This window comes from Olsenella absiana, assembly GCF_036408855.1.
Taxonomy (GTDB): Bacteria; Actinomycetota; Coriobacteriia; order Coriobacteriales; family Atopobiaceae; genus Olsenella_K; species Olsenella_K absiana.
Map to the genome: position 1 here is coordinate 24,780 of NZ_JAZGJQ010000009.1, position 14,308 is coordinate 39,087.

Sequence of the window (14,308 nt, forward strand, 5' to 3'; positions counted from 1 at the left end):
TGGCGGCCTCCGCGGCGGGCCTGAGAACCCGCCCGCCGCGGGGCGCGTCCGTGGCCTACTGTGCGTTCGGCGAGTAGTAGTCGGACCCGATGTTGAAGCCCTGCACCTCGACCTTCACCGAGTCCGCCGCCTCGGAGATGTTGGAGTCAAGGTAGGCGTCGAACTTGACGGACTCCCCCGCACCCCAGGAGTTGGTGCTGGCGTAGGTCTCCCCGATGCGCGTGCCGCCTGCGTCGTAGACGCCGAGGACGAGGGAGACGTTGCTGTAGTCGTTCTCGGTCGTGTTGCTCACGGTCGCCTCGTACTCGTAGTTGCCGTATCCCGAGACGTCGACCTTCTCCCACGTGACGTCCGAGAAGAGGGACTGCATCGCCTCGACCTGCGTCTGCTGCGGACTCTTGACCGACTCGTCGATGGAGTCCGCCTTGACGCCGGGGATCGACACCTGGCCGCCGAGCGCCGACTGGTAGGATACCTGTCCCGTGCAGCGCCCGTAGACGCCGACGTACTGTCCCTCGACGACGTGGTTGCCCTGTATCACCGCGGGGTCGAAGGTCACGTAGTAGACGTCCTGGTACCCGTCGACGCTCGTGGCGACCCTGAGTACCGTCTCGTGGTCGCCGTTCTCGACCACCTGCACGACCTTGCCCTCGAAGTGGAGCATCTTGTCCTTGTAGTCCTCCGGGCTACGGGCGACCGCCGCGTAGTCGGCGTCCTCGTAGTTCGCTGGGTCGAAGGGCTTCTCCTCCTCCTTGGAGCAGCCTGCGAGCGAGGCGATGGCGACGATGGCGGCCGCCACGAGGACGGTCGCGAGGGCGAGGGGGCCGCGACGCCTCCTGCGTGACCTCTCGTGCCTGCCGCTCCGGGCTCCTTGCGTTACTTCGGCGGTCGCTCCTGCCATCGGTGACACTGAAAGCATGACGTCCTTATCCATGGTCTGCCTCCCCTGCTCCCGCCGCGGCCTCGCCGCGGTCCTTGTCGCACATCGTAGGGAGGGAAGGCGGCTTGCCTGTCCTGCGGCGCGTACAGTACCGTTTATGGGTCAGGTCTTTCAGGGAGCTTGAATTGGCCTATGGTGGTCCGAAGTACGGCGCGAACGGTCGAGTCCGACGGGGTCGCACGAGGTGGCGCGGACGCGCGCCTCGGGGCGCGCCCGGCGCGGCGCGCACGAGGCGAGGAGGCTCCATGCCTGGCAATGGATCGAGGTCGAAGCTCAAGATCCTCTACCTGCTCAAGATCTTCCAGGAGGAGACCGACGCGGAGCACGGCCTCACGATGCCGCAGCTCATCGGCCGGCTCGCGGACTACGGCATCTCTGCGGAGCGCAAGAGCGTCTACTCGGACATCGCGGCGCTCAGGGAGTTCGACGTGGACATAAGGACCTACGAGCGCCACCCGGTCGAGTACGCGCTCGCCCGCCCCGACTTCTCGCTCGGCGAGCTCATGCTGATGGTCGACGCCATCGAGTCGTGCCGGGCCATCACGGACCGCCAGGCCCAGCTCCTGGTCCTAAACGTCAAGACCCTCGCCAACAACTTCGAGCAGGAGAAGCTCGACAGGCGCATCCACGTCGTGGGCCGGATCAAGTCTCGCAACGAGAGCGTCTTCGGGAGCATCGATGCGATCCACGAGGCCATGAGGCTGCGCCGCCAGGTCGCGTTCCCCTACTTCAGGCGCCGCCCGGACGGGAGCCTCGAGCCCACCCACGAGGGGCGCCCGTACCACGTGACGCCGCTCGACGTGGTCTACGACGGCGGTTTCTACTACCTGACCGCCTGGGACGGCCAGCGCCGGCGCATCGCCGAGTTCAGGGTCGACCGCATCGGGCGCGTGCGGGTCACCGACGTGCCGGCGGACTCCAACGACACGATCCGCGCCTACCGCTACGAGGAGAGCACCTACGAGTCCTTCGGCCGCTTCAAGGGCGAGAAGTTCGTGGCGACCCTGGCGGTCAGGCCGGACAAGACGGAGATCATCACCGACCGCTTCGGCTCCGCCGCGCGCTTCTCGACCCGCGAAGACGGCACCGTCCTCGCGCAGGTGAAGGTCTACAAGTCCGATCAGTTCTTCGGCTGGGTCGCGGGCATGGGGACGATGGTCTCCATCGTGGGGCCGGAGAAGCTCGTGCGAGAATGGAAGGCTTTCCTGAGGAAGCTCCTCGCGCAGGCCGAGGCGACGGGCTAACATAGGCCCATCGTGTCGTTCGGCCGGAAGAGGGGATGCGCGTGGCGTCCATGGTGATCTGCGTCGCTGGGGTGCCCTTCGAGGTGGGCTACCCCGAGGGCGCCGTCTCGGTCACGCGCGCGCTCTCGCCCTATGAGACCAGCGAGCCCGCGCTCTTCTCCGTGGGGCCTGACGCGTCGTACGAGACGTGGGCGCGAACCGTGGCCCCCGGCCGCCCCGACGAGGAGTACCTCCACAGCGGCCTTCTGCACCGGGTGGCGCTGGGGCTCCTCCCCTATGGGTGCCTGCTGCTCCATGCCGCCGTCGTGGCGGTGGACGGCAGGGCCTACGCCTTCGCCGCGCCGAGCGGCACCGGCAAGAGCACGCACGTGGGGCTCTGGATGCGCCACTTCGGCGGGCGCGCCCGCGTCGTGAACGGCGACAAGCCCATCCTGCGGAGGCGCGACGGCGCGTGGCTCGCGTGCGCGGCGCCGTGGGCGGGCAAGGAGAACTGGCAGACCAGGATGGACGTGCCCCTCGCGGGGCTCTGCTTCCTGGTGCGCGGGGGCGGCAACGCCATCCGCCCCCTGGGCGAGCGCGAGGAGACGGACCGCCTCTTCGCCCAGCTGGACCCGCCGGGCGACCCCGCGCTCACGGACGCGTGGCTGGGCCTCGTGGGCGAGCTGGTCCGCGAGGTGCCGTCCTGGCAGCTCACGTGCACGATCTCTGACGAGGCGGCGCGGCTTTCGTATGGGGCGATGAGCGGAAGGGACGACTGGGACCATGGGGAGTAGGGCCGTGAGGGCAAGGAAGGACTTCATCCTGCGAGACCTGGGGAGCCAGCACCTCGTGGTGCCCACGGGCGCCGCGACCAGGGACTTCCACGGCTTCGTGCGCCTGAACGACTCCGGCGCCTACCTCTGGGGGCTCCTCGGGGAGAGACGGACCGAAGACGAGCTCGCGCGCGCCCTGGTCGAGCGCTACGGCATCGGCGAGGGGCAGGCGCGCGAGGACGTCGCCGCCTTCCTGCGCCAGGTGGCGGACTTCCTGGATGAGTGAGGCCAGGGAGGGCGTGCGCGACGCCCGGGCGGAGAAGGACCCGCGGGCGGAGAAGGACCCGCGGCCCGCGGGCTCCCCCGCACTCGGAGGCCCCGCGCCGGGCGGCGACGGCGCGACCCTCAGGTGGGTCGTCTCGGTCGCAGGCGCCGACCTCCGCTGGGTGGGGGCGATCCTCGTCGCGTCGGTCGCGCAGTCGGCGCTGGGGCTTTCCGTCGCTTGGGCGCTCGGCGCGGTCGTGGATCGCGCTACGGGCTCCGATCAGGCCGGGTTCGGCCGCGCCGCAGCACTGCTCGTGGTCCTTCTCGCCTGCCAGGTCTGCCTGGGCTCGGTCTCCCGCTGGCTCGCCGAGCGGACGCGCTCGCTCCTGGAGGAGCGCCACCGCGCCCGCGTGCTCGACGCAGCCTGCAGCTGCGACCTGGGCCTCCACGCGACGCTGCACAGCGGCGAGTGGCTCAGCCGCATGTGGTCGGACGCGCGCGTGGTGGCCGAGGGGGTGGCCGACATCGTCCCGGGCATCGCCGGGACGTCGGTCAGGCTCGTGGGCGCCATCTGCATGCTCGTGGCCATCGTGCCCGAGTCCGCCGTGCTGCTCGTCGGCGGCGGCGTGGCGCTCGGCGCCATCGCGACCGCCTTCCGCAGCCGCATGAAGGGGCTGCACCGCGCGCAGCAGGAGGCGGCGGGGCGCGTGAGGTCCTTCTCGCTCGACTGCCTGCAGGGGCTGCTCGTGGTGCACACCTTCGTCCGCGAGGCGCTCGTGGGCGAGCGCGCCCGCGCGCTCATGCGGGACCACCGCGAGGCCCGCCTCCGGCGCGCGGCGTTCTCGAACCTGTGCAACACGGGGTTCGCTGCTGCCATGGACGGCGCGTACGTGCTCGGCGTCTGCTACTGCGGCTGGCGCCTCCTGCAGGGGACCATGGGCTACGGCACGCTGATGGTCGTGGCGCAGCTGGTGGCGCTCGTGCAGGGGCCCTTCGCCAACATCTCGGGCTACCTGCCGCGCTACTATGCGATGCTCGCCTCCGCCGAACGGCTCATGGAGGTCGAGTCCTGGCCCGACGCCTTCGGCGGCCCCGTGGCCGGCGCCGCGGAGGTGGCCGCGGCCTACGGCCGGCTCTCCTCCGTCCGCCTCTCCGGCCTGAGCTTCTCGTACGGCGCGGCGTGCCGGCGTGCCCTGCCGGGCGAGAAGGACCCGGGGCATGCAGGCGCCGCCGTAGGCCCGGGCGCCGCGGGCGCCCACGCCCTTCTCGCCTTCCCGGACCTGGAGGTGCGCCGCGGAGAGGCCGTGGCCCTCGTGGGGCGTTCCGGCTGCGGCAAGTCGACGCTGCTCAAGCTCCTCATGTGCATCTACCTGCCGGCCACGGGCACCCGCGAGCTCGTGTGGTGCGACGGCAGATCGCTCGCCTACGGGGCAAAGTGGCGCGGGCTCTTTGCGTACGTGCCGCAGGACGACGCGCTCATGGCGGGCATGGTGCGCGACGTGGTCTCCTTTGGCGAGGGTGCGGGCGCCGACGACGCGCGCGTCTGGGAGGCGCTCGAGGTGGCCTGCGCCGACGGGTTCGTGCGAGACCTGCCGCGGGGCCTGGACGCCGAGCTGGGCGAGCGCGGGGCCGGGCTCTCCGGGGGCCAGCAGCAGCGCCTGGCGATCGCGCGGGCGGTCTACTCGGGGCACCCCATCGTCGTGCTGGACGAGGCCACGAGCGCGCTCGACCGCGCGACCGAGGGACGGGTGCTGCAGAACCTGCGCGCGCTCGGCGGCCGCACCATCGTGCTGGTGACGCACCGCAGGCAGGCCGCGGAGGCCTGCGACAGGACCATAGAGCTGGGAGGATGCGAATGAGGGAGACGGAGGCCCTTCTCCGCCTGATGGGCTTGGCGCTCAACGGGCGCGTGCCGGAGCCGGAGGAGCTGGCGGCGATGGACCAGCCCGCGGTGCTGGAGCTCGCGCGGGCGCATGGCGTCGGATCGCTCGCCGCCTCGGCCGCGATTGCCGTGCAGGGTGCGGACGAGGCCTGGAGGCGCGCCTACGACGGGGCGTGCTACCGTCAGGCCCTGATGGGCGTCGAGCGCGAGTCCGTCTGCGCGGGCCTCGCGGGGCTGGGAGTCGACTACGTGCCGCTCAAGGGCATCGTCGTCGCGGGGCTCTACCCCGACCCGGCCACGCGCGAGATGGCCGACAACGACCTGCTCTTCAGATGCCCGGACGCGGTCACGCGCCGCGCCGTGCGCTGCCTCATGGAGGGGCTTGGCTACGAGGTGGACTGCTTCGAGCAGGGCAACGAGGACGTGTACCTCAAGCCGCCGGTCTGCAACATGGAGCTTCACGTGGGGCTGTTCCCCGAGTACACGTCGAGAAGGGCCGCGGAGGGCTTCGCCGACGTCTGGGACCGCGTGGTCCCGGCGAGCGGGCGCGAGTGGCAGCTTCTGCCCACGGACCAGTACGTCCTCGTCGTCGCCCACATGCACAAGCACTTCTCGCAGGGCGGCTGCGGCCTGCGAACGCTGGCGGACCTCTACGTGCTCGACTGCCTTCCCGGGCAGTACCAGGACGCGATCGACCACGGGCGCGCCACGAGCGAGCTCGCGCGCATGGGGGCCGCCAGCTTCGAGTCCGACATGCGCTCGCTCGCGGAGAGGTTGCTCTCCCCCGGCGCGGACGTGGCGGCAGCCCTCGCGGCGCTGACGGGGCGGGAGGCGGCTGACCTGCGCTACCTTCTCGAATCAGGCACCTACGGGACGGAGCGGCACTTCTACGCCAACGCCACGAGAAGGGCCGGCGGCGGCACCGAGCAGGGCAGGCGCGCCCGCTACCTGCTCTCGCGGCTGTTCCCCGCGCCGGGGCTCGTCCTCTCGCAGCACGCCGTCATCGACCGGCACCGCTGGCTGCTGCCGCTGTTCTACCCTTACAGGATCCTCCGCGGAGCCGTCGCAAAGCGCGAGAAGATCGCGCGCGAGCTCCGTTACGTCCTGCGCCCGGGCGACTAGGCGCGGGCGCAGGACCGGGCGATCGCTGAAAGGCGCGAGCGCATAAAGGGGCAGGAGCGGCACTTGGGGCTCCCGCGAAGGGGTGCGGGCGCTAGCCGATGTCGCCGGGGTCGATGGTGCCGCTGGGGTTGGGGTCGATGAGGACGCTCGTGTCGATGCACTGGGCGCTCGCCTCGACGCGCACGACCTCCGCACGCGGCGCCTCGTATGCCTCGTGGACCTCTACCGGCGATGTCTCCGATTCCATGCTCTTCTCCCCTCTTATGGGCGCTTGGACGCCAGGACTGCCTGAGGACCCCCCGAGGACTGAATGAGGGTTGCCTGAAGACTGCCTGACACACGTGCGTGCCCTCCCGCGCGCCCCCTTGGGCTGGCGGGTGTCGTCTAAGCACTGATGATTCTAGCCGTTCGCCCAGACTCGGCGTCTCGCGGAGGTTTCGCGACGGAGTCGCTCCCAAAAACTACGCACGGCTGAGTTCCGGACCCCTTATGGATCCCTCAATCCTGGGGTTTTGGCAAATGCCAGTTCAGCCGTGCGTAACTCGCGCGCGATAAGGATGACGGGCTCACGCCGACGGCTCGTAATGGCGGGCTCGCGAGCCGCGTCTCGCGCGTCACGTCGCAGGGAAGGCTAGCGCGTGGGACCCCAATCCGGCTTGCCCTACGCCAGCAGCAGCTCCAGCACGAAGACCACTCCGCAGCAGCCTGCGGCGACCTGCGGAAGGCTCGCGCCCATCCAGGCGGCGGCGATCCCCACGGCGAGCGCGGCGGCGCCGGCCAGGGGCGAGTCCGTCGCGGTGAGGATGGCCGGGAAGGTCATCACAGCGAGCGTGACGTACGGCACATAGAAGAGGAACGACCTCAGGAAGCGGTTGGAGATGGGGTGGCGGATGAGCGTGAGCGGCAAGATCCTGGTGCCGAGGGTGACCGCCGACATTACCGCGAGGTAGGCGAGGACGCTAGGCCGCACGGCGCACCTCCCGCCTCGGGGCTGTGGGGGCAGCCGCGTCGGCCTCGGTCGGGGCGCCGGGGCCGCATGCGTCGGCCGCGGCTGCGACGCCAGCGCCCTCCTCCTCGCCCACCGGCGCGAGCGCGGCTGCGAGCGCGGAGAGCGCCACCGTGAGGACGATCGTGCGCGTGCCCTCCGAGACGCCCGAGAGCGGCGGCGCCCAGGCGACAAGCGCACTGGTCGCGAACCCGCCGAGCACCACCGCGGCCACGGCGCGGTTCTTGCGCGCGGGCGGCACGATGATCGCGAGGAACATGCCGAAGAGCGCGACGGAGAGGGCGCTCACCACCCGCTCCGGCAGGACGCTGCCGGCGATGACCCCGAGGGCGCCGCCGAACGCCCAACCAGGCAGCGCCACCGACATGGCGCCGTAGCTGTAGTACGGGTCGACCTGCCCCGGGCGGCCGATAGCGATGCCGAAGAGCTCGTCGGTGAGGTCGAAGCCGACGAGGACGCGGTGGAGAAGCGGCGTCCCCGGCGCGAAGCGCTGCGCCATGGAGCAGCCCATGAGGAGGTAGCGGGCGTTTGCGACGAGCATGACCACGGCCATCTCGAGCAACGAGCCACCGGCCCCGATCACGGCGAAGCCGGCGAACTCGCCCGCCGACGCGTTGTTGAGCAGGCTCGCGAAGAAGCATTGGACGGCGTCGAGCCCCACCTTGCGGGCGGCGATGCCGAGAGAGAAGGACACGGCGAGGTAGCCGAGGGCGATGGGTATGCCGTCGCGCAGCCCCTCGCGCAGGCTGCCGCCGTGTCGGGCGGCGATCCCGTGGAGCAGAGCGAGGGTCCCGCGGAGGTGGGCGCACCCCTCTCCGCCCGCGAGCGTGCCTGCAGAAAGCGTCCCGCCCTCAGAGGTCCCCATCTCGACCACCGCCCGTCTCCGTGCGTCTTTCCCGTCGTGCCCATTAAGCAACAGATGCGAGCATAAGTAAAACGAATGATTCTTATCGGTTGTGTAGATATACTTATGCAAAGCAGGGGCGCGGGCGTCGGGTCGGGCGCACGAGAGCTGGGGCGTCCGCGACGGAGGGAGAAGACCAATGGCGAGAAGGACGACCGGCCGTGACGGGGGGCGGGCGGTGACGCGGGAGCCCGGCGCCCCGGGGGAGCTCGAGGCGGCGGCGCCCGGATCGCCCATCACGGCTGCGGTGAGCCCGCACGCCTCCCCCGCTCGCCTCTCTCGCTACGCTATCTTCGTCGAGGTGGTCGAGGAGGGCAGCTTCACCAAGGTCGCCGAGAGGATCGGCTACACGCAGAGCGCCGTCTCGCAGACCGTCAAGGCGCTCGAGAGGGAGCTGGGCTGCACGCTCGTCGAGCGCGGCCGCGACGGCGTCTCGCTCACCAAGGACGGCCGGCAGTTCATGCCCTACCTGCAGGCCGTCGCGCGCGACGAGCGCGCCCTGGCCGAGAAGCGCCGCGAGGTCTTGGGCCTTGGCAGCGCGACGATCACCATCGGCACCTTCACCAGCGTGAGCAGGAACCTCCTGCCACGCCCCATGCGCGAGTTCCGCAGGCTCTACCCCTCGGTGCGCTTCAACCTCAGGCAGAGCGAGTACACCTCCATCGCGGAGTGGGTGCGCACCGGCGCGTGCGACCTGGGCTTCACCAACCTCACGGACGCGGAGTCGGCCGGCCTCGAGTACCGCCCCCTCGGCACCGACCGCATGATGGCCGTGGTGCCGCGCGCAAACCCGCTGGCAGAGAAGGACGTGCTCTCCCTCGCGGACCTCGCCGAGCAGCCGTTCATCCTTCTGGACGAGGGCCGCGAGTCGGTCACCCTGCACGCCTTCGCGCAGGCGGGCCTCTCTCCGCACGTGTGCTACGAGGTCACGGACGACTACTCGATCCTGGCGATGGTGCGCCAGGGCCTGGGCGTCACGATTCTGTATGAGATGATGCTTGTGGGCTTCGAGGCCGGCGTGGAGGTGCGCCCCATCCTGGAGGAGCCCCGTCGGACGATAACGCTGGGATGGCGCGACTCCGCGACGCTGCCGCTCGCGGCACGGCGCTTCTCGGAGTACCTCGTCCGGGAGCTGGGATAGCCGCCCCGACGCGCCCGCTCAGCTCCTCCTGCCCCTCCTGTCGAAGCCGGTCCGCTCGTAGTAGCGGCGCTTGTCCTCGTACATCTGCCTCTCGGCCAGCTTGACCAGCTCGTCGACGTCGATGCCCGGCGCCTTCGCGGTGGAGACGCCAAGGGAGACGTGGCAGTGCGCCGCCTCGGTCTCGGCTCGCACCGCGGCCACCTTCGCCGTCACGGCGGCCGCGTCGAGGTCCCGGCAGAACGACACGAACTCGTCCCCTCCGATTCGGTAGGTGTCGTCGCCGCCGAACGCCGAGCTCAGCATGGCTGCGACGCACTTCAGACGCTCGTCTCCCACGGAGTGCCCGCTCTCCTCGTTGAGCTCGTGGAGGCCGTTCAGGTCGGCGAACACGCAGGTCAGGGAGAGCTTGCAGCTCGATCCCAGGCCGGCGAGCGCCCTCTCGTAGGAGTTTCGGTTCCTGACCCCCGTCAGGAGGTCGATCCAGCTGAGCTCGGAGAGCCTGGCCTGGGCGTACTCGTGCTTGAGCTTCACGTTGAGCAGATAGGAGTTGATGCCTACGCTCACCGCGGAGAAGAGGCAGGAGTTGGTGACGTCGTCCACGACGAAGCGAGGGCTGTCGAATGCGAGCGCCATGCAGACGAAGAACAGGGTGTGGATGCCGATGCAGGTGACGAGCCGCCTTCGCCTGTCCATGAAGAGGAGGGGCGAGGCGAGGACGAAGGCGGGGAAGGAGGCGGCCATCTGGTCGGAGTTGAAGAGCGTCCCCAGTATCGTGGAGTAGAGGAGGAGGCCGCTGATCGTTACGTAGGTCAGGACGCTGACTGCCCGCTCGTCCCCATCGTCGACCTTGGAGGCGATCGCGTACATCGCGATGGAGCACCCCAGCGAGACGACGTAGAGGGGCAGGGCGTTGCTCATCTTGCTGCTGAAGTTCGAGATGAGGATGCAGATGAGCATCATCAGCGAGAAGGCGACGGAGACCACCCTGACGCTCCGGCGGTTCGCCTTCGTCACCGACGGAAGAATCTGGCGCCACTGCTCGTCGGACGTCATACTCCATGCCTCGTGCCGGCCGTTCCTTGCGGAAGCCATGTCCTGGATAACCCCCTTCCCGCACGTCCCTCCGACTCGCGCGGCGGCCGCTTGTCGGCCGTGCGCTTCCGCGGACGGGGCGCGACGTCGTCGTTTAGGTACCTACCGCCGGTCCTTCTCGCCCCGCGTGTCCGGCCCAGTCGCCTTGCGCTCCGCTGCGTCGCTTCGCTCCCCGACGGGCGCGAAGAGGGAGACGAGCTCCCGGATCCTCCCCGTGTTGTCCTTCATGGGTAGCACCACCTCGCGGAGAAGGACGTCTCCGCCGGTCTTGGTGTGGGCGCGCAGCTGCGCGTTCGAGGGCCTACCGGTCGCAAGCGCTATGGCGGTCGGCGTGCGGCTCTCCGGGACCTCGTCGCCGTCGGCGTCGACGCAGCCGAGGGGCAGGTCCGCGCACCTGCACCCGAGGAGCTCCTCGGAGGGGACCCCAAGGAGCCGCTCGGCCTCGTGGTTCCAGTACAGGACGGTATGGTCCGGTCCAAGGACCGAGCAACCCAAGGGCGCCGAGTCGAGAAGGGCGCGGAAGCCCCGCTCTGCCCCCCGGGACATCTTCCCCGCGTCGGTGGCGCCCGACAGGTCGCCCGCCACCAGCGAGCGGTTGAGCTTCTTCACGAAGTCGTCCAGGGCCTCCGCGTAGATGACGCGCACGTCGGCGAAGATGGTGAGGTCGTAGGCCCCGACCCTGTGGATCGACTCCACGGCCCTGCGGACCTTCTCCCCGAGCTCCAGGATCTCTGCACGCGAGCGGTACTTGCCGAGGATGGCGAAGCACCCCGTGGAGAGGCGTGCTACGCTGCCGCGGTTGCCGACGAGCTCGAGGATGGCGGAGCTGCAGGCCGAGTCCAGGAGCGAGGCCGCCTCCGGCCCGCACTCCTTGGCGATGCGGGGAAACTCGGGCAGCTTCACCCTCACCATGCCGAAGGGGCTGCGGTTGAGCTCGTAGTCGATCTCGTAGGACAGGAAGTCGTCCATGAACCTGCCCGTCTCGCAGACGCCGCCGGCCTCCGTCCCGCGAGGGTCCGGACGCCGTTCGGCGGCGGGGTCCTCGCGGAAGTAGCCCATGAGGCCGGCGATCCGCCCGTCGCGGTAGATGGGCCACTTCGTCGCCAGGATCGCGTGGCTGGCGCCCTTTGCGATGCACTTGCCGGGCACGTCGCGGGACATGCGCCCATGCCTGAGGACCTCGAGCTCCGCGTCCCGGTAGCCCTGCTCGATCGGGTGCCACCTGAGGTCGTCGTCCGTCTTGCCGAGCAGGTCGTGGACGGAGTCGAGGCCATAGTAGTCGAGGAAGGACCTGCTCGCCCCGCAGAACCTGCGGTCCTTGTCCTTCCAGAAGAGCTTCAGGGGCGTGTGCGCCATGAGGCTGTCCCAGAGGATGCCCCCCGTGCCCTCGTCCCTGCTGAACTGCGCGGCGACGGCGTTGTCGTTGGCGCTCGAGAGCTCGCGCTCGAGGTCCTGGATGTCGAGCGGGCGGATGCCGTAGAGGGCCTGGGTCCCGTCGGAGCCCTGGAGCAGGACCAGCATGTGCTCCATCCACCTAAAGCCGCCGTCCCTGTCCATTGTGCGGAAGATGCTGCGCAGCACCCCGCCTCGCACCTCAGCGAGCCTGCCCTCGAGCGTGTCGGGGTCGAGGAAGGTGCGGTAGCGGGCCTCGTCCACGTCCAGGACCTTCGGCAGCAGGTCGTTGTAGCTGCCGTCCGCGCCCCGCAGAGGCACGAAGTCCTTGTCGAGCCCGCCCGACAGGTTGTTGCCGTACCTGAGGCTGCGGATGGTCTGGCGCTTGAGGTCGAGGCTGAAGACGTTGCGGTAGAACTCGAGGATGCTCGTCGTCGACTTTGCCAGGCTTGTTATCTCGGCGAAGCGCTCGGTGACGTCGAAGTACTTCGCTACGATGAGGCTGTGGCCCTCCATGTGGGCGAGGGAGCGGAAGCGGAAGAGCATCTCCTTGCCGGAGAAGGTGATGGCCTGCTCCCCCGCCTTCCCCGTGCGGTCGGCGTAGCTCATGGCGTAGTCGAGCGCGTTGTTGGACGACCTGTTCCAATCGTTGACCGCGTCCTCGAACTGCTGGGCGTCCTCTAGCCCGTAGTGGATGAACATCTGGCGGGCGGCGGCGTTCGTCTGGAGGATGCGGAAGTGGCTCCGGTGGAAGTCGTAGAGGACGAGGGGTGCGTCCGTGAGGAAGTCGACGTCCGCGGCGGCCTCGTAGTAGGCCCTGTGCTGCGCGTCCTCGACGACGAAGCCGCGCTCCTGGTTGCGCTCGAGGGTCTCCTCGAAGGGCAGGGGCCTCCCGAAGTGGTACCCCTGCATCATCGAGCAGCCCGCCATGCTGAGGAAGTCCGCCTGCTCCGGCGTCTCGACCCCCTCGGCGAGGGTGCGGACGCCGATCTTCTTGCCCATCGAGATCACCGACGAGATGATCGCCCGGGACCTCGGCGTGTCGTTGCGCAGGAACGCCATGTCGAGCTTCAGGACGTCGAAGTCGTACTCCTTGAGGAGGTTGAGCGAGCTGTAGCCGCTGCCGAAGTCGTCCATCCAGACCTCGTAGCCTGCCTTCCTGAAGCGGGCCAGCGTCTCGACAATCTCGCCCTCCTCAGAGGCGAAGGCGCTCTCCGTGGCCTCGATGTGCAGCGTGCGACGGGGTATGTCGTGCTCCTCGACCAGTGACTCCACCTCCGAGAAGACGTCGCAGCAGGAGAAGTCGACCCGCGAGATGTTCACTGAGACCGGAATCTCCGGCAGCCCCTGCCGGCTCCGGTCGGCGATCATCGTGACGACCTGCCTGATGACGCAGAGGTCGAGCACCCATATCAGGCGGGAGTCCTCGAGGGGCTCGACGAACGAGGAGGGCTGCAGGAGACCCCTCGTGGGGTCGTCCCAGCGAGCCAACGCCTCCATGCCGCAGATCTCGCCGGAGACGGAGCCGATAATCGGCTGGTAGTAGACGTGGATCCAGCCGTTCCTGACGGCGCCCTCCACGTTGGAGACGACGTACTCGGAGACCTCGAGGTCCCTTCCCATCTCGTCCGTGTAGAGGGAGAGCGGGCCGCGCGGACGCCGCTTGCCCACGTCGCAGGCGATCTTCGCGCGGCCGCAGATCGTCTCGGCGCTCAGCCCGTGGTCCTGCCAGACGCAGGCGCCGATGCTCGCGCTCACCCCCTTGGGCGCGAGCGCGAGCACCATGTCCCGCGCCACCGCCGCCTTCGCATCGAGGTTGTCTGCGTGCATCAGCAGGGCGAAGTGGTCCACGTCGAAGCGGGAGACGGCGCTCGCCGGGAAGAGCATCCTCAGGTGGTCGCCCACCGCCTTCAGGAACGCGTCCCCGCCCTCGATGCCGTCGTGGATGTTGATAGACTGGAAGTTGACCACGTCGAGGTACATGACAGCGAGCTCGGACCCGTCGCCCTCCGGCGAGAAGTGCTTCCTCCACCTGCGCATGACGTGGAAGAAGGAGTGCATGTTGATGAGCCCGGTCACCGGGTCCGACGATTCGTAGTCGACGGTCTCCGGCCTCGCGCCGAGGGCGACCACGAGGTTGACGACGATGCGGTGGCCGTCTGTGGTGGTTCGGGCCTCGGACAGGACGCGGGCAAGGCAGATGCGATGGTCCATCGTCGCGATGTGGCACTCGTAGGCCACCCGATCGCCCTCCGACTCGAGCGCACGGAGGGTGCTGTCGCGCACCAGGCCGAGGTCCGACGAAAGGAAGAAGTTCCGCATGCTGCCCTCGTAGAAGGCGATTGCGTCGTCGAGCGAGGCGGCGCCCAGCATGTCGAGGCAGCGCTGGTTCATGTAGATGGGGTCGTACCTGTCCCCATCCGGCGCGTAGGCGTACATGGGGACAGGCAGGACTTCGAGCAGCTCGAAGAGCATCTCGTTGGTATACCTGTTCGCATCTATCTGCGGTGACATGACCTTCCCCTCACAGAGCGAAGCCATGGCCAAGGGCGTCGCGTTCTTTGTCAGC

Annotated in this window: 12 protein-coding genes; 6 read left to right on the top strand and 6 right to left on the bottom strand. The window is 69.3% G+C overall.

The window, feature by feature from the left end; genetic code table 11:
* Positions 1–55: 55 nt before the first annotated feature.
* Positions 56–901, bottom strand: coding sequence for an FxLYD domain-containing protein (locus tag VXJ25_RS07705; protein ID WP_330958628.1), 846 nt, complete (start codon positions 899–901; stop codon positions 56–58).
* A gap of 284 nt (positions 902–1,185) precedes the next feature.
* On the opposite strand from VXJ25_RS07705, the gene VXJ25_RS07710 reads away from it, so the two are divergent.
* The 5 genes from VXJ25_RS07710 to VXJ25_RS07730 are packed head-to-tail and all read left to right on the top strand — an operon-like array spanning position 1,186 to position 6,204.
* Positions 1,186–2,184 (top strand): helix-turn-helix transcriptional regulator, encoded by a 999-nt coding sequence (locus VXJ25_RS07710; protein WP_330958629.1) that lies wholly within the window; start codon positions 1,186–1,188, stop codon positions 2,182–2,184.
* A 41-nt stretch (positions 2,185–2,225) separates the two neighbouring features.
* Positions 2,226–2,957, top strand: coding sequence for a hypothetical protein (locus VXJ25_RS07715; RefSeq protein ID WP_330958630.1), 732 nt, complete (start codon positions 2,226–2,228; stop codon positions 2,955–2,957).
* A 4-nt stretch (positions 2,958–2,961) separates the two neighbouring features.
* A complete protein-coding gene (locus VXJ25_RS07720) occupies positions 2,962–3,222 on the top strand; it encodes a PqqD family protein (protein WP_330958631.1) in 261 nt (86 codons plus the stop codon).
* On the top strand, positions 3,215–5,059 hold the full coding sequence (locus VXJ25_RS07725) for an ABC transporter ATP-binding protein (RefSeq protein WP_330958633.1): 1,845 nt from the start codon (positions 3,215–3,217) through the stop codon (positions 5,057–5,059). The genes VXJ25_RS07720 and VXJ25_RS07725 overlap by 8 nt, the downstream gene beginning before the upstream one ends.
* The gene (locus VXJ25_RS07730) at positions 5,056–6,204 is read left to right on the top strand and encodes a nucleotidyltransferase family protein (protein WP_330958634.1); all 1,149 of its coding nucleotides are present in this window, start codon (positions 5,056–5,058) and stop codon (positions 6,202–6,204) included. The genes VXJ25_RS07725 and VXJ25_RS07730 overlap by 4 nt, the downstream gene beginning before the upstream one ends.
* Positions 6,205–6,295: 91 nt before the next feature.
* Here VXJ25_RS07730 and VXJ25_RS07735 read toward each other — a convergent pair whose 3' ends face one another.
* From VXJ25_RS07735 to VXJ25_RS07745, 3 genes are all read right to left on the bottom strand, one after another.
* The gene (locus tag VXJ25_RS07735; protein WP_330958635.1) at positions 6,296–6,451 is read right to left on the bottom strand and encodes a hypothetical protein; all 156 of its coding nucleotides are present in this window, start codon (positions 6,449–6,451) and stop codon (positions 6,296–6,298) included.
* A gap of 414 nt (positions 6,452–6,865) precedes the next feature.
* Entirely contained in the window at positions 6,866–7,174 is a 309-nt protein-coding gene (locus tag VXJ25_RS07740) for an AzlD domain-containing protein (RefSeq protein ID WP_330958636.1), read from the bottom strand.
* Complete coding sequence (locus VXJ25_RS07745; RefSeq protein ID WP_330958637.1) at positions 7,164–8,075, bottom strand: AzlC family ABC transporter permease; 912 nt, start codon at positions 8,073–8,075, stop codon at positions 7,164–7,166. Before VXJ25_RS07745 ends, VXJ25_RS07740 begins: the two co-directional genes overlap by 11 nt.
* Before the next feature lie 178 nt (positions 8,076–8,253).
* Here VXJ25_RS07745 and VXJ25_RS07750 point away from each other — a divergent pair, with 178 nt between their 5' ends.
* Positions 8,254–9,255 (top strand): LysR family transcriptional regulator, encoded by a 1,002-nt coding sequence (locus VXJ25_RS07750; protein WP_330958638.1) that lies wholly within the window; start codon positions 8,254–8,256, stop codon positions 9,253–9,255.
* 18 nt (positions 9,256–9,273) lie between these two features.
* Here VXJ25_RS07750 and VXJ25_RS07755 read toward each other — a convergent pair whose 3' ends face one another.
* Together VXJ25_RS07755 and VXJ25_RS07760 are read right to left on the bottom strand one after the other, a co-directional pair.
* Positions 9,274–10,347: a GGDEF domain-containing protein gene (locus VXJ25_RS07755; protein ID WP_330958639.1), complete on the bottom strand. Its 1,074-nt coding sequence runs from the start codon at positions 10,345–10,347 to the stop codon at positions 9,274–9,276.
* 102 nt (positions 10,348–10,449) lie between these two features.
* The gene (locus VXJ25_RS07760) at positions 10,450–14,253 is read right to left on the bottom strand and encodes an EAL domain-containing protein (RefSeq protein WP_330958640.1); all 3,804 of its coding nucleotides are present in this window, start codon (positions 14,251–14,253) and stop codon (positions 10,450–10,452) included.
* Positions 14,254–14,308: the final 55 nt, after the last annotated feature.